Source organism: Streptomyces sp. NPDC034103 (genome assembly GCF_055575395.1).
Genome location: NZ_JBVISS010000001.1, coordinates 364,715 through 385,891, shown reverse-complemented (window position 1 = coordinate 385,891; position 21,177 = coordinate 364,715). Strand labels below are relative to the sequence as shown.

Annotated in this window: 15 protein-coding genes and 1 pseudogene; 11 read left to right on the top strand and 5 right to left on the bottom strand. The window is 72.3% G+C overall.

Annotation, left to right across the window (positions count from 1 at the left end; translation table 11 throughout):
* Window positions 1–64: 64 nt before the first annotated feature.
* The gene (gene treZ, locus ACZ56U_RS01720; RefSeq protein WP_469082021.1) at window positions 65–1,810 is read right to left on the bottom strand and encodes a malto-oligosyltrehalose trehalohydrolase; all 1,746 of its coding nucleotides are present in this window, start codon (window positions 1,808–1,810) and stop codon (window positions 65–67) included.
* A 184-nt stretch (window positions 1,811–1,994) separates the two neighbouring features.
* On the opposite strand from treZ, the gene ACZ56U_RS01715 reads away from it, so the two are divergent.
* The 3 genes from ACZ56U_RS01715 to ACZ56U_RS01705 all read left to right on the top strand — a co-directional run bounded on the left by ACZ56U_RS01715 (window position 1,995) and on the right by ACZ56U_RS01705 (window position 4,470).
* Window positions 1,995–2,546 carry an FHA domain-containing protein gene (locus ACZ56U_RS01715; RefSeq protein WP_469082020.1) on the top strand — a complete coding sequence of 184 codons (552 nt, stop codon included), beginning with the start codon at window positions 1,995–1,997 and terminating at the stop codon, window positions 2,544–2,546.
* A 98-nt stretch (window positions 2,547–2,644) separates the two neighbouring features.
* On the top strand, window positions 2,645–4,051 hold the full coding sequence (locus ACZ56U_RS01710) for a M14 family zinc carboxypeptidase (RefSeq protein WP_469082019.1): 1,407 nt from the start codon (window positions 2,645–2,647) through the stop codon (window positions 4,049–4,051).
* Window positions 4,048–4,470, top strand: a complete 423-nt coding sequence (locus ACZ56U_RS01705) for an SSI family serine proteinase inhibitor (protein ID WP_469082018.1) — start codon at window positions 4,048–4,050, stop codon at window positions 4,468–4,470. Before ACZ56U_RS01710 ends, ACZ56U_RS01705 begins: the two co-directional genes overlap by 4 nt.
* Before the next feature lie 25 nt (window positions 4,471–4,495).
* Here ACZ56U_RS01705 and ACZ56U_RS01700 read toward each other — a convergent pair whose 3' ends face one another.
* The 3 genes from ACZ56U_RS01700 to glgX form a co-directional block, all read right to left on the bottom strand.
* The gene (locus ACZ56U_RS01700; RefSeq protein WP_469082017.1) at window positions 4,496–5,746 is read right to left on the bottom strand and encodes a M14 family zinc carboxypeptidase; all 1,251 of its coding nucleotides are present in this window, start codon (window positions 5,744–5,746) and stop codon (window positions 4,496–4,498) included.
* 356 nt (window positions 5,747–6,102) lie between these two features.
* Entirely contained in the window at window positions 6,103–8,454 is a 2,352-nt protein-coding gene (treY, locus tag ACZ56U_RS01695; protein WP_469082016.1) for a malto-oligosyltrehalose synthase, read from the bottom strand.
* Window positions 8,455–8,873: 419 nt separating this feature from the next.
* Window positions 8,874–10,991 (bottom strand): glycogen debranching protein GlgX, encoded by a 2,118-nt coding sequence (glgX, locus tag ACZ56U_RS01690; protein WP_469082015.1) that lies wholly within the window; start codon window positions 10,989–10,991, stop codon window positions 8,874–8,876.
* 191 nt (window positions 10,992–11,182) lie between these two features.
* On the opposite strand from glgX, the gene ACZ56U_RS01685 reads away from it, so the two are divergent.
* The 4 genes from ACZ56U_RS01685 to ACZ56U_RS01670 all read left to right on the top strand — a co-directional run bounded on the left by ACZ56U_RS01685 (window position 11,183) and on the right by ACZ56U_RS01670 (window position 15,609).
* A complete protein-coding gene (locus ACZ56U_RS01685) occupies window positions 11,183–12,019 on the top strand; it encodes a Tat pathway signal sequence domain protein (protein WP_469082014.1) in 837 nt (278 codons plus the stop codon).
* A gap of 55 nt (window positions 12,020–12,074) precedes the next feature.
* Window positions 12,075–13,397, top strand: a complete 1,323-nt coding sequence (locus ACZ56U_RS01680; RefSeq protein ID WP_469082013.1) for a copper amine oxidase — start codon at window positions 12,075–12,077, stop codon at window positions 13,395–13,397.
* 114 nt (window positions 13,398–13,511) lie between these two features.
* Window positions 13,512–14,753: an SAV2148 family HEPN domain-containing protein gene (locus ACZ56U_RS01675; protein ID WP_469082012.1), complete on the top strand. Its 1,242-nt coding sequence runs from the start codon at window positions 13,512–13,514 to the stop codon at window positions 14,751–14,753.
* Between the two features lie 133 nt (window positions 14,754–14,886).
* On the top strand, window positions 14,887–15,609 hold the full coding sequence (locus ACZ56U_RS01670) for an exonuclease domain-containing protein (RefSeq protein ID WP_469082011.1): 723 nt from the start codon (window positions 14,887–14,889) through the stop codon (window positions 15,607–15,609).
* Between the two features lie 88 nt (window positions 15,610–15,697).
* On the opposite strand, the gene ACZ56U_RS01665 is transcribed toward ACZ56U_RS01670, so the two are convergent.
* On the bottom strand, window positions 15,698–16,561 hold the full coding sequence (locus ACZ56U_RS01665) for a phosphotransferase enzyme family protein (RefSeq protein ID WP_469082010.1): 864 nt from the start codon (window positions 16,559–16,561) through the stop codon (window positions 15,698–15,700).
* A gap of 221 nt (window positions 16,562–16,782) precedes the next feature.
* Between ACZ56U_RS01665 and ACZ56U_RS01660 the strand changes: the two genes are divergently transcribed.
* The 4 genes and pseudogenes from ACZ56U_RS01660 (at window position 16,783) to mgt (ending at window position 21,131) form a co-directional block, all read left to right on the top strand.
* Complete coding sequence (locus ACZ56U_RS01660) at window positions 16,783–17,718, top strand: carbohydrate ABC transporter permease (protein WP_469082009.1); 936 nt, start codon at window positions 16,783–16,785, stop codon at window positions 17,716–17,718.
* Window positions 17,715–18,548 (top strand): carbohydrate ABC transporter permease, encoded by an 834-nt coding sequence (locus ACZ56U_RS01655; protein WP_469082008.1) that lies wholly within the window; start codon window positions 17,715–17,717, stop codon window positions 18,546–18,548. Before ACZ56U_RS01660 ends, ACZ56U_RS01655 begins: the two co-directional genes overlap by 4 nt.
* A complete protein-coding gene (locus ACZ56U_RS01650; protein WP_469082007.1) occupies window positions 18,548–19,831 on the top strand; it encodes an ABC transporter substrate-binding protein in 1,284 nt (427 codons plus the stop codon). The genes ACZ56U_RS01655 and ACZ56U_RS01650 overlap by 1 nt, the downstream gene beginning before the upstream one ends.
* A gap of 24 nt (window positions 19,832–19,855) precedes the next feature.
* Window positions 19,856–21,131: pseudogene (mgt, locus tag ACZ56U_RS01645) on the top strand (macrolide-inactivating glycosyltransferase).
* The last annotated feature ends 46 nt before the right edge of the window (window positions 21,132–21,177 follow it).

Genomic DNA, 21,177 nt, shown 5'->3' with positions numbered 1-21,177 from the left:
GCCGCCGCTCGCTCCTGGGGCAGCACCACGCCCGCCTCCACCCCGGCCGGAGGCATCCCGCCGCTCACTCCTGGAGCAGCACCACGCACGACTCCCCGGGTACCTGGAGCGCCCCGTCCGCTCCGGGTGCCTCCACCGGCTCCCACGCGGCCAGCACACGGGCCTGGCGGGACCCCAGCGGAATCGCGGCGGGCTCCTTGGCCAGATTCACCGCCACCCGCACGTCCCCCCGCCTGAAGGCCAGCCAGCGGCTTCGCTCGTCGTACGCCACCTTGGTGTCGGCGAGGTCCGGGTCGGTGAGGTCGGCCTGCTCGTGGCGCAGCGCGAGGAGCCGGCGGTACCAGGCCAGCACGCGCGCGTGGGGCTCACGGTCCAGCTCGGACCAGTCCAGGCACGAGCGGTCCCGGGTCGCCGGGTCCTGCGGGTCGGGCACGTCCTCCTCCGCCCACCCGTGCTCGGCGAACTCCCGCCGCCTGCCCCGGCGTACGGCCTCCGCAAGCTCGGGGTCGGTGTGGTCGGTGAAGAACTGCCAGGGCGTGCCCGCCGCCCACTCCTCGCCCATGAACAGCATCGGCGTGAAGGGCGCGGTCAGTGTCAGTGTCGCCGCGCAGGCCAGCAGACCGGGGGAGAGGGACGCCGAAAGACGGTCGCCCTGGGCGCGGTTGCCCACCTGGTCGTGGGTCTGGCTGTAGCCGAGCAGCCGGTGCGCCGCCACCCGTGAACGGTCCAGGGGGCGCCCATGGACCCGGCCCCGGAAGCTGGAGTACGTGCCGTCGTGGAAGTACCCGCCCGTCAGCGTCTTGGCGAGCGCGGCGAGGGGGGCGCGCCCGAAGTCGGCGTAGTAGCCCTGGGACTCGCCGGTCAGGGCGGTGTGCACGGCGTGGTGGAAGTCGTCGTTCCACTGCGCGTCCAGCCCGTAGCCGTGCTCCGCGCGCGGTGTCACCAGGCGCGGGTCGTTGAGGTCGGACTCGGCGATCAGGAACAGCGGCCGCTCGAGGTCCGTGGCGAGCGCGTCCACCGCGGCCGACAGCTCCTCGAGGAAGTGGCACGCGCGCGTGTCCACCAGCGCGTGCACCGCGTCCAGCCGCAGCCCGTCGATCCGGTAGTCCCGCAGCCAGGCCAGCGCACTGCCCAGGAGATACGCCCGCACCTCGTCCGACCCGGGCGCGTCCAGGTTCACCGCGGAACCCCACGGCGTGTGATGGGTGTCGGTGAAGTACGGCCCGAAGACGGGCAGATAGTTGCCCGACGGACCCAGGTGGTTGTGCACGACGTCCAGGACCACGCCGAGTCCGAGCTCGTGCGCCCGGTCGACGAACCGTTTCAGCCCCTCGGGCCCGCCGTACGGCTCGTGCACGGCCCACAGCGAGACGCCCTCGTACCCCCAGCCGTGCCGGCCGGGGAAGGGGCACAGGGGCATCAACTCGACGTGGGTGACGCCGAGTTCGACCAGATGGCCGAGCCGCTCGGCGGCCGCCTCCAGCGTGCCCTCACGCGTGTACGTGCCCACATGCAGCTCGTACAGCACCGCGCCCGGCAGCGGTCGTCCGGACCACTCGGCACGCCACGCGTACCGCCCGTGGTCGACGACCGCGCTCAGCCCGTCCGGGCCGTCGGGCTGCCGTCGTGAGCGCGGGTCCGGCAGCACGGGGCCGTCGTCCAGCGCGAAGCCGTACCGGGAGCCGTCCCGCGCCTCCGCCTCCCCGCGCCACCAGCCGGGCCGCTCGGAATCGCGCTCCAACGCGCGCGTGGCGCCGTCGCACTGGAGCGTCACACGGTCGCACTGCGGTGCCCACACCTCGAACTGCACGGACGGTTCCCCTTCGTCTGCTCACCGTGATGTAGCCCGTCCATGGTGCTTCAAACAAGGCCGGGCCGCTTTCGCATCCGCCCTTTTGCGGCGGGTGTCTTGGCAGGTGGCGTCGCTCACGGGGGCGGGCGGCCGTTCTCACGTTTTCTGGACACCCGGCGCCCGCTGACCGACAATCACGAACGTGACGTCGTCCTTCGAGTTCAACACGTACCCCGCGCGGCTGTCCGACGCGGAGCGCGACCATGCGCTGAAGGTGCTGCGTGAGGGCGTCGCCCTGGGGCGGCTGTCGCACGACACGTTCATCCGGCGCATGGAGCTGGCGCTCGCCGCCCGGCGCTCGGACGAACTCGCCGCGCTCACCGCCGACCTGTCCTCCGAGAGCCGCTTCTCCCGCCTCGTCTTCGGCTCCGTGGAGGCGGTCTCCGGCTTCACCCAGCGCCTGCGCCGCGCCTGGCAGGCCGAGCGGCTGCCCAAGCTGCTGCTGCCCCACCCGGGCAACGGCTACCCGCTGCGCATCGGCCGCGACCCCGCCAACGGCCTTCGCCTGAGCCACGAGACGGTGTCCCGGGTGCACGCGGAGCTGAGCCGGCAGGGCGGCATGTGGGTGCTGCGGGACCTCGGTTCGACCAACGGCACCACAGTCAACGGACGCCGTGTCATCGGCGCCGCTGTCGTCCGGGAAGGCGACCAGATCGGCTTCGGGCGGATGTGGTTCCGGCTCTCCTCCGAGTGAGCCGAACCTTAGCTCTGGCCTGGGGTTTACGTCCTGTCGAGGCCTCAGATCCCTTTCTCGTCGGCGGTGTTGACGTACCCCACAAGTCGTGACTCACTGTGCGTACACCATGCACATCAGGTGAATCGACGGCACCACATTCGTGGAGGTGTGCCCTGCCGCCACTCCTCCGCTATCCGACCGTCGACGAGCTGGGCGCGCGGGCGGCCGCACTCGTCGCCCGCCACCCCCGCGACGCCCGGCTCCGCAAGGTCGGCACGTCCCGCGCGGGCACCCCCCTGTGGCTGCTCTCCGTCGGCCACGGCACCCGCCAGGCCCTCGTCGTCGCCGGCCCGCACGCCAACGAACCCGTGGGCGGCGGCACCGTCCTGCGGCTCGCCGAGCGCGCCCTCGCCGACCCCTCGCTCACCGAGGGCGCCGACGCCACCTGGAACCTGCTGCTCTGCCTCGACCCGGACGGCCTGCGCCGCAACGAGGGCTGGCTGCACGGCCCGTACACCCTCGGCCGGTACTTCCGGAACTTCTTCCGGCCCGGCTTCCTCGAACAGCCCGAGTGGCTGCCCGACGGCGCCGACGCCGCCGCGCTGCCCGAGACCCGCGCCCTGCTCGACGTCCAGGACGAACTGCGGCCCTTCCTCCAGTGCTCCCTGCACGGCGTCGACGTGGGCGGCGGCTTCGTCGAACTGACCCACGACCTGCCGGGCCTCGCGCGCCGCGTCGCCCAGCACGCGGCGCGTTTCGGCATCCCCCGCGAACTCGGGCCCTACGACACCCTGTACTGGCCGGTCCTCGGCCCCGCCGTCTTCCGCATCCCGCCACCGCGCCGGGGCGACTTCGCCGCCGCCATCACCGAGGCCGCCGTCGAGTCCACCTGGTACCACCCCCACCGGTACGGCACGGTGACCGCGATCGTCGAGGCGCCCATGTGGGGCGTGCCGGCCGTCGAGGACGCCTCCGCGCCCACCGACGCGGCCGCCGTGCTGCGCGCCATCAGCCGCACCCTGCGCCACGACACCCAGCGCCTGCAACGGCTCTTCGCCCGCGTCCGCCCCTTCGTCGCCGCCGCCCCGGACGCGGAGCGGCTGCTCGCACCGGTCGACGACTATTTACTGGTCTGCCCCGGCATCGCCGACTCCTGGGACCCCGATGTCGCCGACGGCACCCGTCCGATGCCGCCCCTCAGCGACGGCCACCTGACCGCCCTGCGCCTGTCCGGGCGGCGCCTGGTCCTGCGCACGGCGGGGCTGCTGCACCAGCTCGTCACGGGCGCCGGGGCCGACCCGGCCGGCGCCCTGCCCGAGCTGGACCGGCTCATCGACGAGTGGTGCGCCGACTACAGCGACGGCTGCGGGGCGCGCTGGATCCCCGTCGCCCGCCAGGTGGAGTACCAGGCGCGCGTGGTGCAGACCGTGTTCGAACTGGCCCGGCGGCACGCGCGCGTGCGCTCCCGTTCGAGTGAGTCGGGCTGGGGATCACCGGCCGCCGTGCCGATGCACCGGGAATGAAGAACTGCACCGCATCGAAGGCCGTACGAGGCACCCTGCTCGCCGCGGCCGCCCTCCTCGTCGCCGGTACGACCCAGGCACAGGCGGCGGCGCCCCGCGACTCCCGCGCCGGCAACTGGCTCTTCCTCACCGTCACCAAGGGCGACGCCCGGTCCAGCGACACACGCGGCACCCTGCTGCTGTGCGACCCGCCCCAGGGGCACCACAGGGCCGCCCAGGCCTGCGCGGAACTGGCGGGGGTGAACGGCGACATCGCCGCCCTGCCGATGCGGGCCACCTACTGCCCGATGATCTACGCCCCGGTGACGGCGCAGGCGCGTGGACAGTGGAACGGGCGGCCGGTCGACTACACGCAGACCTTCTCCAACGGCTGTGCGATGGCAGGCCGGACCGGCTCGCTGTTCGCGCTCGACAGCTGACCCGCGGCCGGTGGGGCGGCGTCGCTCACGCGGCCCGGTCGCGCGCGTGGAGCGCCGCCGCCACCACCGTGCGGGACTGGTGCTCGATCTGGTGCTCCAAGGGCACCCAGCGGGCCCGGAACCGGAGGGCGAACGCCTCGCTCCAGGCCGCCACGAGCCGCTCCAGACCCGGCGCCGCCCGGTCGTCGTGGGCCGCCAGGACCCGCAGCAGCATCGACGCCGCCCGCAGGGGCAGCCGGTGCGCGAACGCGTCCACACTGCCCACGTACGCGCGCGTGTCGTCGGCGGGCGGGGTGTGCGTCCAGTCCGCGGCGAGCCCCGGCACCAGCTCCAGGCTCCACCGGGCGGCCCGCAGCAGCGGCCCCTCGACGTCCGGCAGTCGTGGCGTCGCGTCCCTGAGCACCCGCTCCACCTGTGCGGTGTCCCGCAGCAGCCGAGCCGCCAGGCGCCGCAGCGCGACCGCCGGGGCCGGATGCGGGGCCGGGTCGTCGACCAGGTCGCTCGCCCACATCGGCACCTCCACGATCGCGGTCAGACCGCCGTACCGGTGGGCGTGGTACCAGGTGCTGCTGCGCGCGTCGTCCGGCATGCTCGGGTACGCCGCTCCCGCGCCCGGCGCCGGCATCACATGCACCCCGGGCCCGGACGCGGGCCAGCCCGCGGCGTCCGAGGCACCCGTCTCCACCGGGATGTTCAGCTCCGCCGCCGACTTGGCGAACGGCTCCGCGAGGCCGGGGATGTCCTTCGTCAACTGCACCCAGCTGCCGCCCAGATCGGTGCCGTGCAGGGTCACCTGGAGGTAGGGGCGCAGCTCGTCGATGACGCCGGTCAGGGCGCGGGTCTCCGGGGGTAGCTGGTCGGGCGGCAGCACCGCGGGCGACCACTCCGGCTGCTCGTGGCCCGCGGGCCGGAAGAAGCCGAGGTGGTACTCGTACAGGCTGCGCGGAGCCGGTGTGACATGCAGGCTCGCCCCGTCGGGGTCCGCGCACAGCAGGAAGTGCCAGGAGGTGCCCGACCTCAACCCCCGCTCGTCCAGGACGTGTTCGGCGACCCGGAGCAGGGTCGCGCCGCCGGTCGGTTCGTTGGAGTGGGCGCCGGCCACGACCAGCACGGCACGTCGGGCGTGGCCCACGGACAGCAGATGCAGGGGCCTGCCCGCCCGGGACCGGCCGACCTGCCGCAGGGTGCACAGAGCGGGCCGACGCGCGGCCAACGCCCTTGCCGTGGCGACGACTTCGGGCACTGAGGGGTAGCGCGGCTCCGGCAGGAGACTCACCCCCGACACATCCGACCGGCTTGGCAATCCGCAGTACCCCACGCCCTCTGTGAAGTGTCAAGCAGGCGACGGGGGAGCCTCCTGGGGGCGCCCGGAGGCACGCACCGCTGGCGGGGAGGACCGTGGGCGCCGGCAGGGGAGGGCGGGGCCGGATGGGGCGGCGGGCGGGCACCGGCGCACCCCGCCGCCCCGACGCGAGGGCCGTCCACGGGGACGAACGGGCCCGCCCCGCCGTCCGCCGCCGTGCGCCGTCCGTCCCGGGCTCCGGGAGTGCGCGCGGTCACGAGCCGGTGGCCCGGGCGGCGGGGCGGCGCACGGCGAAGTCCCCTGCGCCCGGGTGGAGTTCGGGCCCCGGCTCAGTCCTCGAGACGTTCCAGCAGTGCCACCGGCAGCTCCTCGAAGAGCTCGTCCACGCGCGCGTGCCCGGTGAACTCCCGCCCCGGGGTGAGCACATCGCTCCATCGGCCCGGCGGCAGCGGAAGCACCGTCTCGCGCCAGCCGCCCGCCTCCGCCAGCCGCAGCGACAGCCGGGTGACGGCCGTGACGACGTCCCCGGAGCGCGCGAACGCCAGACAGTGCGCCGCCGACGGGCCCTCGGCGGACAGGGGGGCGTACGTCGCCGAGTCACCGAAGGCCGCCGGGCGCCGGGCGCGCAGACGCAGCGCGGCCGCGGTGAGCGCGCCCTTCTCGCCGGGCTCCTCCGGCGGGAACGACACCGGACGGCGGTTGTCCGGGTCCACCAGCGCCCGGTACTCGGCCTCCGTGCCCTGATAGACGTCCGGCACCCCCGGCATCGTCAGATGGAGCAGCGCCGTGCCGAGCACGTTCGCCCGGACCGACGGCTCCAGCGCGCCCCGCAACGCCGCCACGTGCTCGCCGGGCGCCCCGCACGGACCCGCCGCGACGAACGCCGCCACCGCCTCCTCGTACGACGGCTCCTGCTCCGTCCAGCTCGTGTGGAGCCCGGCCTCGCGCACATGCTTCAGCAGCGCCTCCCGCACCCGCTCCGGGCTCGCCGGGCCGAGCCCGAACACGGTCTGCCAGGCCGCCCAGGCCAGCTGCGTGTCCGGCACGCCCTCGCCGTCACGGGTGACCTCGGCGAGCACGTCGGCCCAGCGCTCAGGGCACTCGGTGAGCACGGCGAGCGCCGCGCGGACGTCGGCGCTGCGCTTGGTGTCGTGCGTCGACACCACCGTGCCGGTCGTCGGCCAGTCGCGCTGCACGCGCGCGCAGTACGCGTGGAAGTCGTCCGGGGACACCGCCGGTGCCCCCGGGTTCCCGCCCACCTCGGTCGCCGACAGCAGCGGCACATAGCGGTAGAACGCCGTGTCCTCCACGGACTTGGCCCGCAGCGCCGAGGAGGTCTGCGCGAACCTGGTCGCGAACTCCACCTGCCCGGGCCCGTCGCCCCACCGCCCCAGCACCAGATCGCGGACCACGTCCACCGCACCGGCCTCCTCGGGCACCGCGAACGCCTGCCTCGCCTCGGTCGCGGCCTCCTCCGTGACGACCGACGCGGCGTCGACCGAGCCGTAGGGCCGGTAGACCTCCATCCGGACCAACAGCTCCTGCAAGGCCGTGCGCAGGGCCCAGGGCGCGCGGTCGCGCAACGCCGGCTCGTCGGAGGTGGCGCACAGCCGGGTCGCCACCCGGGTCAGCCGCTCGATCTCGGCGGCCAGCTCGTGCGTGAGCACCTTGTACGCCGCCCGCCGCACGGTCGCCTCCCAGTGCCCGCCGCGGTCCGGCTGCGGGGCCGCGAACCTCCGGTAGTGGCCGAGGAGTTCACCGAAGCCCGCCGGGTCCGCGAACACCCCGTCGACGTATCGCAGGGCGTCGTACCCGGTGGTGCCGGCCACCGGCCAGGCGGCCGGCAGCGGCTCCCCGTCGGCGAGGATCTTCTCCACCACCGTCCAGCGGCCACCGGTCGCCTCGTGCAGCCGCCGCAGATAGCCGTCGGGGTCGGCGAGCCCGTCGGGATGGTCGATCCGCAGTCCGTCGACGACCCCTTCGTGCAGCAGCTGGAGGATCTTGGCGTGGGTGGCCTCGAACACCTCCGGGTCCTCCACCCGTACTCCGATCAGCTCCGAGATGCTGAAGAAGCGCCGGTAGTTGAGCTCGGTACGGGCCAGCCGCCACCACACCGGGCGGTACCACTGCGCGTCCAGCAGCTGCGGCAGCGGCAGCTCCTCGGTGCCCTCGCGCAGCGGGAAGACGTGGTCGTGGTAGCGCAGGACGTCGCCGTCGACCCGCAGCTCACCGAGGACCGAGCCGAGCGGGCCGCCGAGCACCGGCAGCAGCACCTGCCCGCCCTGCGCCTCCCAGTCGATGTCGAACCAGCGCGCGTACGGCGACTTGGGGCCCTCCCGCAGCACCTCCCACAGGGCGCGGTTGTGGCGCGGGGCCATGGCCATGTGGTTCGGCACGATGTCCACCACCAGGCCGAGACCGTGCTCCCGCGCGGTGCGGGCCAGCGCGCGCAAGCCCTCCTCACCGCCCAGCTCGGCCCGCACGCGCGCGTGGTCCACGACGTCGTAGCCGTGGCCGGAGCCGGGGACGGCCTCCAGGACGGGGGACAGATGCAGATGCGAGACGCCGAGCGAGGCCAGATACGGCACCGCCGCCGCCGCGGCGTCGAAGGGGAAGTCGGGCTGGAGCTGTAGCCGGTACGTGGCGGTCGGCACCACCGGGTCGCGACGCGCAGATGTCATGCAGACCTACGTACCCGCCCCGCCGCCTTTCGTGTCATCACCGCCCGCACGGCCCCACGCACGCGTGGTCGGCAGCGAGCGACGGGGACCAGGGGACGCACGTATCGCGAGGTCGTCGCGTGTGCCCGCCCCCTGCTGCTCGCGAGCCCCGTTCCTTCGGTCGGCCTCGACACGAGGGGGACCCATCCGGCGTACGCCCCGGGCGACACGGTCCCGCTGGTGGCTGGTGCCCTGGTCGGCGCAGGCTTTCGCGGTCACCGGCACCGGGCGCCTCACCGAGGCGTACGGCCCTGCGCCTGCGCCGGGACGGCGATCCTGGCAGCCGCGGCCGCCCGTGCGATCGCACCGACGGCGCGGCCGACGTCGTAAACCCGGAAGGGGCCGGGCACGCGCCACGCGCGCGTGCCCGGCCGGGGTCGCTAGACCGGGCGCTGCAACACCGTCATGCTCCGGTCCACCAGGGTCAGCCGCTCCCCGGCCTGCACCTTCGCCCCCGTGCCCGGCGGTCGGCCGTCCGCGCGGGCGGTGTCGACCACGACCTCCCACTGCCGGCCGTGGTCGACCGGCACCACGAAGTCCAGCGTGCGGTGCGAGGCGTTGAACATCAGCAGGAACGAGTCGTCGCTGATGCGCTCCCCGCGCGGGCCCGGCTCCGAGATCGCGTTGCCGTTGAGGAAGACCGACAGCGCCGACGCCTGCCCCCGGTCCCAGTCCCGCTGCGTCATCACCTTGCCCTCGGGCGTGAACCAGGCGATGTCCGACAGCTCGTCGCGGGTGCCCTCCACCGGCCGGCCGTGGAAGAAGCGCCGCCTGCGGAAGACCGGATGATCCCGGCGCAGCCCCACCATCGCGCGTGTGAAGGCCAGCAGATCGCCGAAGACCTCGCCCTCCTCCGGCCACTGCACCCACGCTAGCTCGCTGTCCTGGCAGTAGGCGTTGTTGTTGCCACGCTGGGTGCGGGCGAACTCGTCGCCGTGGCTGATCATCGGCACGCCCTGGGAGAGCATCAGCGTCGCGATGAAGTTCCGCATCTGCCGGGCGCGCAGCTCCAGCACGGCCGGGTCGTCGGTGTCGCCCTCGGCCCCGCAGTTCCAGGACCGGTTGTGGCTCTCGCCGTCCCGGTTCTCCTCCCCGTTGGCCGTGTTGTGCTTGTCGTTGTACGAGACGAGGTCGTGCAGCGTGAAGCCGTCGTGACAGGTGACGAAGTTGATCGAGGCCAGCGGGCGCCGCCCGTCGTCCTGGTACAGGTCCGAGGAGCCGGTCAGCCGGGACGCGAACTCCGCGACCGCGCGCCGCTCGCCGCGCCACAGGTCACGCACGGTGTCCCGGTACTTGCCGTTCCACTCGGTCCACAGCGGTGGGAAGTTGCCCACCTGATAGCCGCCCTCGCCGACGTCCCACGGCTCGGCGATCAGCTTCACCTGGGAGACGACCGGGTCCTGCTGCACCAGGTCGAAGAACGACGACAGCCGGTCCACCTCGTGGAACTGCCGCGCCAGGGTCGCCGCGAGGTCGAAGCGGAAGCCGTCGACATGCATCTCGGTGACCCAGTAGCGCAACGAGTCCATGATCAGTTGCAGGACGTGCGGGGAGCGCATCAGCAGGGAGTTGCCGGTGCCCGTGGTGTCCATGTAGTAGCGGGGATCGTCCGTGAGGCGGTAGTACGACGGGTTGTCCAGGCCCTTGAACGACAGCGTCGGGCCCAGGTGGTTGCCCTCGGCCGTGTGGTTGTAGACCACGTCCAGGATGACCTCGATACCGGCCTCGTGCAGCGCCCGCACCGCCGACTTGAACTCCAGGACCTGCTGGCCCCGGTCGCCCCAGGAGGCGTACGCGTTGTGCGGGGCGAAGAAGCCGATGGTGTTGTAGCCCCAGTAGTTGTTGAGCCCCATGTCGACCAGACGGTGGTCGTTGACGAACTGGTGGACCGGCATCAGCTCCAGCGCGGTCACCCCCAGTTCCGTCAGGTGCTCGATGATCGCCGGGTGCGCGAGGGCGGCGTAGGTGCCGCGGAGCTCCTCGGGCAGGCCCGGGTGGCGCATGGTGAGGCCCTTGACATGGGCCTCGTAGATCACCGTCTGGTGGTAGTCGGTGCGCGGACGCCGGTCGTCGCCCCAGTCGAAGTAGGGGTTGACCACGACCGAACTCATGGTGTGCGGGGCGGAGTCCAGGTCGTTGCGCTTGTCGGGTGCGCCGAAGTGGTAGCCGTAGACCTCCTCGCCCCATTGGATCGACCCGCTGATCGCGCGCGCGTACGGGTCGAGGAGCAGCTTCGCGGAATTGCAGCGCAGCCCCCGCTCCGGGGCGTACGGGCCGTGCACCCGGAACCCGTAGCGCTGACCCGGCATCACGCCGGGCAGATACGCGTGCCGCACGAAAGCGTCGCTCTCCCGCAGCTCCACCGCCGTCTCCGAGCCGTCGTCGTGCAGCAGACACAGCTCTACTCGGTTCGCGGCCTCGGTGAAGACCGCGAAGTTGGTGCCGGCGCCGTCGTACGTGGCACCGAGTGGATACGCCTCTCCAGGCCAGACCTGCATGGATACGACTCTTTCAGCTCGTGCTCACCGCCGTGGCGCCTTGCCTCCGAGTCTCCCCGAAAGTGATGGAACCACCTATGACTTACGTCCCTCTTACTGATTGACCTATGTGCACGCGTGTACGCGCGTGACACGACATATCTGTGGGGCAATCACATACTCCCGTGGACCAGGGGGAGTAGGGGGAAGACGTGCGCGAAATAGTGCGCCGCCACCTGGGCAAGGTGGTGGCCGGTGCGGCCATGGCGGTGGCCTCGACCGCCGTGATGGTCGGAATCACTCTGCCGGGCACGGCCGGGGCCGACGACACGGGAGGAACGGACGCCGCGGGCCGGACGACCACCGCCCAGCAGGGGGAGGGGCAGGGGCAGGACGCGCAGGGCTCGGCCGCCGCCGCGCCCGGTGTCGTCGAGGAGGCTCCCGCCGAGGGAGAGAAGGGCACGGGCCGTGACCCGCTGACCGACGACGAGATGGACCGGGTCGCGAAACTCGCCCTCAACCGGCAGCTGTTCAACGCCAGTGAGGACGTCGACGGGGACCGCGGCCCGCAGCAGCTGAGCGTCGACCTCGCCGAGCCCGAGGCGGCCGAGGTGGACGACGCGAACGCGCCGCGCCGCGCCGACGTGACGTACTACGACTACAAGGACGACACCCTCGTCACCCGGACCGTCAACCTGGACACCGGCAAGGTCGAGGGGACCTCCGAGCACCACGGCGTACAGCCGCCGCTGAGCCGTGCCGAGACCGTCGAGGCCGCCCGGCTGCTGCTCGCCGACCCGCTGTCCGCGGGGCTGAAGGGCGACTACCAGGACGCCACCGGCAAGGCGCTCACCTCGCCGGACCAGCTCCAGCTGAACAGCATGATCTTCCGGGCCGACCCGGGCATCAGGCCCGCCGCGCTCACCGCCTGCGGCGAGCACCGGTGCGCGACCCTGACCTCGAAGGTCAAGAACGGTCCGTGGATCGACACCCGGGACCTGGTCATCGACCTGAGCACCCGCAAGGTCCTCGAGATCGAGCGCGGCTGAGCATCCGTCCGTCCACTTTTCCTACTTGCTTCTCCTGTGAGGGAGTCACCTCTTCATGCGCGTGAACAGAGACAGCCGTGCCCTTAGGCGGACGGCACTGGGCCTCGCCGTCGCCGCCCTGGCGGCCGGCGTGACCACCGGTGCGGGCCCGGCCGCCGCCCAGCCGAAGGCCGCCCCGGCCGCGGCCGCCGACTGCAGCGCCGCCTACCAGATCGAGCAGAAGCTCGCCTCCGGCACGACCTGGCGGATGTGCTGGCGCTTCGAGAGCAAGGCCGGCGTCGTCCTCGAGGACATCTCCTACCAGCCGCCCGGCGAGACCAAGCCGATCAAGGTCCTCAACGCGGCCCGGCTCGCCCAGGTCCATGTGCCGTACGACGACGGCAGGGCCGAGTACAACGACCTGACGCGGTACAACTTCGGCGACGGCCTGATGAACATGACCGCCGCGGAGTGCCCCGGCGGCACGATCAAGACGGTCAAGGTCAAGAACACGTCGTACTACGACGACCCGAACATCAAGGGCCTGTGCACCACCACGAAGTCCCGTGGTCACGCCTACCGCCTCATGAACTACGAGCAGGGCAACAAGGTCTACCAGGCCCAGGGCAAGGACCTGCTCGTCTACACGGTCAACAAGGTCGACTGGTACGAGTACATCACCGAGTGGCGCTTCCAGGACGACGGCACCGTCCACATGAACGTCGGCGCGACCGGCAGCCTCTCGCCCTACGACTACGACGCCGGTGACGGCCGCAGCTGGCCGATCGGCAAGGGCGCCGCGGGCAAGGCGGACAGCCACAGCCACAACGTCTTCTGGAAGCTGGACTTCGCCCTCGACGGCTCCTCCAAGGCGAACGTCGAGCAGTACGACTCGACGGTCAGCGCCCCGGCGGGCGCCGGCAACGGCCCGACCGCCAAGACCACCCGCACCAAGGTGACCAAGGAACTCGCGGGCGACCTCAAGAACATGCGCTGGTGGCGCGTGGTGAGCTCGGCGGGCAAGAACAAGGACGGCCACCCGCGCTCCTACGAGCTCGTCCCCGGGCCCACCAGCAAGTACGCCGGCCGCCCCTTCACCAAGCACGACGTGTACTTCACCCAGTACAAGGCGTGTGAGAAGTACGCCAGCGAGAACCAGCCGGGCTGCGCCACCGGATCGGGCGCCTCCGTCGACAAGTTCGTCAACGGACAGGCCCTCACCCAGCCCGTGGTCTGGATGAACATCGGCTTCCACCACATCGCACGGGACGAGGACCAGCAGCCGATGCCCGTCCACTGGCAGGGTTTCTCCATCGCCCCGCGGGACGTCACGGCTATGAATCCGCTCACTCCCGCCGCGCTCGCCGGGCAGAACGGCAACTGGAACGGCGGTAGTTGAGAAACGACCCTGTCCATCCGGCTGCACCGCCGACCGCTCCCGGAGTACCCTTCCTTGATCGTTGGTGGGGTGAGACCCCCGGGGGTGCCCGGGGGAGCGGAAGGCGGTGCGTGGGTGGGCTCGGGAGGGCTGGAGCTGCCCCCTGGTGACGAGGGTCACGAGGGGAACTCCGCAGACGTCCCGGCCGGCACGGTGTCGCTGGCACGGCCCATGGACGCCGCCGGTTCCATCGGACCGGAGCTGGCCTGGAACGCCGACGCCTGGCGCGAGGTGCGTACGCGCGCCCAACGGGCCGGGCGGGCCTACATCTGGCTGAACCTCGTCGAACAGCGGCTGCGCGCGGTCGTGGCCGCTGTTCTGCGCCCCGTCTACGAACCCGTCCACGGCGACGACTGGGTCGTTGCCGCGGCCGGCCCCGCCGGGCAGGAATGGGTGCAGCGGGCGGTCGCCGTCCGCGAGGTCAGCCGCCGCAAGGGCTACTTGCTCGACCCCGCCGACGACAACGTCCTCAGCTTCCTGACCTTGCCGCAGCTGCGCGAGCTGATGGTGCAGCACTGGCCGTGCTTCGAGCCCTACCTCGACGAGCGCCGGGACGTCGAACTCGCCCTGGACGAGCTGGAAGTCACCCGCAACGTCGTCTCCCGCAACCGGGCCCTGTCCGAGGCCGTCCTCGGCCAGGCCGAGCGGGCCTCGGCACGGCTGCTCGAGATACTCGGCGCGGGCGGTGACGTGCCGTCCGCGCGGCGGCTGCCCGTGGACGCGGTCGAGGACCTGGTCGGCGACCGGTACGCCGACGTGGTCGCCGTGCACTCCGACCGGGTGCGGCTGCTGCGCCAGTTCCCGGCCGAGGACATCTTCGGCGGCGCCCGCAGGCTCGACGCGGTCGGCATCGGCCTCAACCTCCTGGTGCAGAACTTCTCCGGACGCCGTCTGGTGCGCCTCGCCGAGGCCGGCTGCCGGGTGCGGCTGCTGTTCCTCAACCCCGCCTCCAGCGCGGTCAAACGCCGCGAACGCGAACTCGGCATGAAACGCGGCGAGTTGAGCAGGGCCGTGGAGATGAACATCCTGCACACGCGCCGGGTGCGGTCCCGGCTGCGCGACCCGGGCGCCTTCGAGATCCAGGTCTACGACGAGACACCTCGCTTCACCGCCTACCTCGTGGACGGCGACGGCACCGACGGGATCGCCGTCGTGCAGTCGTACCTACGGCGCTCGCGCGGCATGGAGGCGCCGGTGCTGGTGCTGCGCAACGGGCACAAGGTGGTCAAGCCGGGCGAGATCGACGAGAGCGGCCTCTTCCCGACGTACCGCGAGGAGTTCGAGACGTCTTGGGCGGATTCGCGGCCGGTGTCCTGAAAGAGCCCGACGCGGCAGGCGGCGGAACGCGGTCCTCTGGTGTCGGTGGCACACGCGGTCCTCTGATTGTCAGTGGCGCATGCGATCGTGGAGACCACTGGGGGAAAGCACCACCAAGAAGGGGGGCCGCCGCATGGGCTGGCACCAGGAGCTGCTGATCGGCTTCGACCTGGAGACGACCGGGACCGATCCGCGCGAGGCGCGCATCGTCACGGGGGCCGTGATCGAGGTCAGGGCGGGGCAGCCCATAGGGCACCGCGAGTGGCTGGCGGACCCGGGCGTGGAGATCCCGGCGGACGCGGTGGCGGTCCACGGCATCAGCAACGAACGCGCGGCCGCCGAGGGCCGCCCCGCCGACCAGGTCGCCGACGCCATCGCCGACGTCCTCGCCACCTACTGGAAGACAGGCGTCCCCGTCGTCGCCTACAACGCGGCCTTCGACCTCACGCTCCTGACGGCGGAGCTGCGACGGCACAACCTGCCCTCGCTGCGTGACCGGTTGGGCGGCCGCGACCCGGCGCCGGTCGTCGACCCCTACACGATCGACCGCTCCGTCGACCGCTACCGCCGCGGCAAGCGCAACCTCGAAGCGGTCTGCACGGAGTACGGAGTCGCGCTCGACGCCGCCCACAACGCCTCGGCCGACGCCCTCGCCGCGGCCCGGCTCGCCTGCGCGATAGCCGACCGCCATCCCAAGGTCGCCGCCCTCGGCCCGGCGGAACTGCACCGCAGCCAGATCGAGTGGTACGCGCACTGGGCGGCGGACTTCCAGAGCTTCCTGCGCCGCAAGGGGGAGACCGACGCGGTGGTGGACGGGACGTGGCCGCTCAGGGAGCCGGCGGACGAGACGGTGTGAGCGGCGCGGCGCCCCCGCCCCCCTCAAGCGGATGATCGACCTCGTCGTGAAGGCCTGCCGACTCCGCTGACCCCGGAGGGGACCCGCCTCAGAACGGGTACCACCGCACCGTCTCGTCACCGTCCCTGAGCGACGCCACCCTCCGCTCGAACTCGGCCAGCGCCCGCGGGTTGCCCGGCGCGTGCTGGGCCACCCAGGCGCAGCTGGCCGTCTCGCGGGCGCCGCGCAGCACCGCGCAGCCCTCCCACTCGCGCACGTCCCAGCCGTACGCCTCGGTGAAGGAGTCGTACGCCCCGTCCTCCAGCCCGTAGCGGTCGTGGGACAGGGCCATGACCACCAGGTCGTGTTCGCGCAGGTCGGCGGAGAAGGTCTCCAGATCGACCAGGACCGGGCCGTCGGGGCTGATGTGCACGTTGCGGGGGAGGGCGTCGCCGTGGATGGGGCCGGGCGGCAGCTGCGGGGTGAGCGCGGCGGCGGCCGTCGCGAAACCGTCCCGGCGGCGGCGCAGATACGCCGCGTCGGCGGGGTCGATCGCGTCGCCCGCGAGCCGCAGCCAGCGTTCCACGCCGCCCAGCAGCTCTCGGGGCGGCAGCGTGAAAGGGGGCGCGGGGAGGGCGTGGACCACCCGTAGGAGTTCGGCCAAATCGCGGGGCGCGGCGGGTCGTACGGGATCGGGCAGCCGGTGCCACACCGTCACCGGGTGCCCCTCGACGAGCAGCGCCTCCGGCTCGGCGGCCCGCACCGCCGGTACGCCCGCCTCGGCGAGCCATGCCGCGATGGCCAGCTCCCGGTGCGCCCGGTCCAGCAGCTCGGCGTCGCGGCCCACCTTGACGGCGAGGTCACCGGCGGCGAACACGGCGTTCTCGCCCAGCGCGAGCAGCCGCGCCCCGCCGGCCGGCCCGGGCAGCACCCCCGCCGCGGCCAGTACCTCCCGCGCCCGTGCCTCGTCCATCGTCCGCCTCCGTGTCCTCGACCCTGCCCGTGCCGGATGTCCCGGATGTGCCGTTGTGCTCGCGCGCCCGGCGTCGACTTCCCGCCATCCAGCGGCCAGTCTCGCATTCGTACAGCTCGGGGCGTGTGCGCGGTGCCTTGACGACCCATAACCCCTTCACGACCATGACGGAGGCCCACCGGGGGCCGTACGGTCCCGAGCCGCGCGAAGGAGCCGATCACGTGACGACGGTGACCGCGACGAAGCGGTCGACGCGAGGGGCGCCGCGCGCCGGCGGGAGCGGGCGGGCGGTGGACCGCGGGGCCTGGTTCCTGGTGCTGCCCGCGCTGATCCCGATCCTCGTCCTCAGCGTCGGCCCGCTGCTCTACGGCATCCTCCTGGCCTTCACGGACTCCCAGTCCGGCCGGACCCGCCCCACACAGTGGATCGGCACCCTGAACTTCCAGGACCTGCTGCACGACACGCTGTTCTGGGAGTCGTTCCGGATCGGCCTGGTGTGGGCCGTCGGGGTGACCGTGCCGCAGTTCCTGCTCGCGCTCGGCCTCGCCCTGCTGCTCAACCAGGACCTGCGGCTGCGCTGGCTGGCCCGGGCGCTGGCGGTCATCCCGTGGGCCATGCCCGAGGTGGTCGTCGGTGTGATGTGGCGGCTCGTCTACACCCCGGACGCCGGTGTCCTCAACGAGACCCTGCGCGACCTCGGCCTCGGTGACGGCCGCGACTGGCTCAGCGGCCTGGGCACCGCGCTGCCCGCCGTGATCGTCGTCGGCGTCTGGGCCGGCATGCCCACCACGACGGTCGCCCTGCTCGCCGGCCTGCAGAACACCCCGCGGGAACTGCACGAGGCCGCGGCCGTGGACGGAGCCGGTGCCTGGCGGCGCTTTTGGACGGTCACCTGGCCGGCTCTCAGACCCGTCGCGCTCGCCATGGTCGCGCTCAACCTGATCTGGAACTTCAACTCCTTCGCCCTGGTCTACGTCCTCACCAGCGGCGGACCCGGCGGCCGCACCCGGCTGCCCATGCTCTTCGCCTACGAAGAGGCCTTCCGCTACGGGCAGTTCGGGTACGCGGCGGCGATGGGATGTGTGATGGTCGCCCTGATCTCGGTGCTCCTCGCCGTTTTCCTGGTCGGCCGGCTCCGGGGAGGCGAGGAGTCATGAGGACCAGCACCACGGGCCGCGTCGGACAGTACCTCGCCCTGCTCGGCTATCTCGTCTTCCTCGCCTTCCCGTTCCTCTGGCTGGTCTCCACCGCCTTCAAGTCGCCGCGGGAACTGGGCAGTCTGCACCCCACCTGGATCCCAGAGGACCCCACCCTGGGCAACTTCCGGCAGGCCTTCGACGAACAGCCGCTGCTGCGTGCCGCGGGCAACTCCCTGCTCGCCGCGCTCGGGGCCGCCCTGATCGCCGTGACGATCGCGACCCCGCTGGCCTACGTCATGGCCCGGCACCGCACCCTGCTCGCACGGGCGGGGACCGGCTGGGTGGTGGTCAGCCAGGCGTTCCCGTTGGTGCTGGTGATCATCCCGCTGTTCCTGGTGCTGAAGAACCTCCACCTGATCAACTCGCTGTTCGGGCTGGTGCTGGTGTACGTGGTGTGGGCGCTGCCGTTCGCGCTGTGGATGCTCGTCGGATACGTCCGCGCGGTACCCGCCGAACTGGAGGAGGCGGCGGCCGTCGACGGCGCCGGCCGGCTGCGGACGCTGGTGTCGGTGACCGCGCCGCTGCTCGCCCCCGGCATCGTGGCGACGGCGCTGTTCGCCTTCATCACGGCGTGGAACGAGTTCTTCTTCGCGCTGGTCCTGCTGAAGACGCCGGAGAAACAGACCCTGCCCGTGGTCCTCACCCACTTCATCGGCGCGGAGGGCGTCGCCGACCTCGGGCCGCTGGCCGCCGCCGCGTTCCTGGCGACCCTGCCGTCCCTGGTCGTCTTCGCGATCATCCAGCGGCGGATCACCGGCGGCATGCTGACCGGGGCGGTGAAGAGCTGATGCGCACCCGATGGATCCTCGCCCTGTGTCTGACGCTGGTCCTCGCCGCCTGCACCGGCGGTGGCGGCGACAGCGCTGACGACGGCACGGTCACCCTCCGCTTCCAGTCCCTCGCCTGGCAGGAGGAGTCCGTCGAGGTGAACAAGCAGCTGGTGAAGGAGTGGAACGCGACCCATCCGGACATCAAGGTCGAGTACGTCCAGGGCAGTTGGGACAGCGTCCACGACCAGCTCCTGACCGCCTTCGAGGGCGGTGAGGCGCCGGACATCATCCATGACGCCTCCGACGACCTGGCGGACTTCGCGTACGGCGGCTATCTCGCCGACCTGAGCGACCTGCTGCCCGAGCGGCTCAAGTCCGACATCCCGCGGCGCAGTTGGGAGACGGCGACCTTCGGGGACGGCGTCTACGGAGTGCCGTTCCTCCAGGAGCCGCGCGTGCTCATCGCCAACGCGACATGGCTGAAGAAGTCCGGCGTCCGCATCCCGACGCCCGAGGACCCCTGGAGCTGGGCGGAGTTCCGGCGGATCACCGACGAGCTCAGCGGCGACGGCACATACGGCGTCGCCTGGCCGCTCAAGGAGCCCGTCTCGGCCACCCTCAACCTCTCCCTGTCGGCAGGCGGCCGGCTCTTCCACCGGGACGGCGACGGCAAGGTGACGATCCGCTTCGAGGAGGGCGACGAGGTCGTGCCGCGCACCATCCACGACCAGGCCGCCACCGACCGCAGCGCCTCGCCCACCACCCTGGGGAGCGGCGGCTCGGACACCCTGCCCGGCTTCTTCGGAGGCAAGTACGCGATGGTCCCGCTCGGCTTCTCCTACCGTCAGCAGATCGCGCAGCAGGCGCCCGAGGGCTTCGACTGGCAGGTCCTGCCCGCCCCGGCCGGCGCCGACGGACTCAGTCAGGGCGTCAGCCCGCAGACCCTGTCCGTGGCCGAGGACAGCCCCCACAAGAAGGAGGCCGCCCGGTTCCTGGACTTCCTGCTCCGGCCGAAGAACATGGTCCGCCTGGCCCTCGGGGACTGGATGCTGCCCACCGGCACCGAGGCGCTCAAGGACCCGGCGCTGCGCACGGCCAAGGACGACTGGGCGACCGGCACCGCGCTCGCCGGCCATCTGCGCTCGGCGCCCGCACAGTCCGTGCGCGGCTACCCCGAGTGGAAGGACAAGGTCGCCACCCCCGCCTTCCAGGAGTACTACAGCGGGGCGATCGACCTCGGTGAACTGCGCGAACGGCTGGAGGAGGACGGCAACCTGGTGCTCGCCCGCTACCAGCGGTGAGGCGGTGAGGCGAGGGCGGAGGCACTGACCGTCGAGGGCCGAGGCCCTCGTGTATTCCAGTTGCACGAGACGTCTCGTCTCGCTTACTGTCGACGACATGACCACTCCCGCGCACATCGCCATGTTCTCCATCGCCGCCCACGGCCATGTGAACCCGAGCCTCGAGGTGATCCGGGAACTCGTCGCCCGCGGTCATCGCGTCACCTACGCGATCCCGCCGGTGTTCGCGGACAAGGTCGCCGCCACCGGCGCCGAGCCCCGGCTCTGGAACTCCACCCTGCCCGGCCCCGGCGCCGACCCGGAGGCCTGGGGCAGCACCCTGCTGGACAACGTCGAACCGTTCCTCGCCGACGCGATCCAGGCACTGCCCCAGCTGATCGAGGCGTACGACGGGGACGAACCCGACCTCGTCGTCCACGACATCACCTCGTACCCGGCGCGCGTCCTCGCCCACCGCTGGGGCGTGCCCGCGGTCCCCCTCTCCCCGAACCTCGTCGCCTGGGACGGCTACGAGGAGGAGGTCGCCGAGCCGATGTGGGCCGAACCGAGGAAGACCGAACGGGGGCAGGCCTACTACGCCCGCTTCCACGCCTGGCTGGAGGAGAACGGCATCACCCAGCACCCCGACGACTTCGTCGGCCGGCCTGCCCGGTCCATCGTCCTGATCCCCAAGGTGCTCCAGCCGAACGCCGATCGTGTCGACGAGAGCACGTACCGCTTCGTCGGCGCCTGTCAGGGCGACCGGAGCGCGGAGGGGCAGTGGCAGCGGCCCGCGGGCGCCGAGAAGGTGGTGCTCGTGTCCCTCGGGTCGGCCTTCACCAAGCGGGCGGGCTTCTACCGGGAGTGCGTGCGGGCCTTCGGCGACCTGCCCGGCTGGCACCTGGTGCTTCAGATCGGGCGGAACGTGGACCCCGCCGAACTGGGGGAGCTGCCCGCGAACGTCGAAGTGCACTCCTGGGTACCGCAGTTGGCCATCCTGAGGCAGGCCGACCTGTTCGTCACCCACGCCGGGGCCGGCGGCAGTCAGGAGGGCCTGGCCACCGCCACGCCGATGATCGCCGTACCGCAGGCCGTGGACCAGTTCGGCAACGCCGACATGCTCCAGGCGCTCGGCGTCGCCCGGCACGTCCCCACCGAGGAGGCCACCGCCGACACCCTGCGCGCCACGGCCCTCGCCCTCGTGGACGACCCCGAGGTCGCCCGGAAGCTGAAGGACATCCAGGCCGAGATGGCCCACGAGGGCGGCACCCGACGGGCCGCCGACCTCATCGAGGCAGAACTGCCCGCCCGTCAGAGGTAGTTCGGGGTCTCCAGGCGGGCCTTGTAGAGGATCGCGCTCCTGCGCA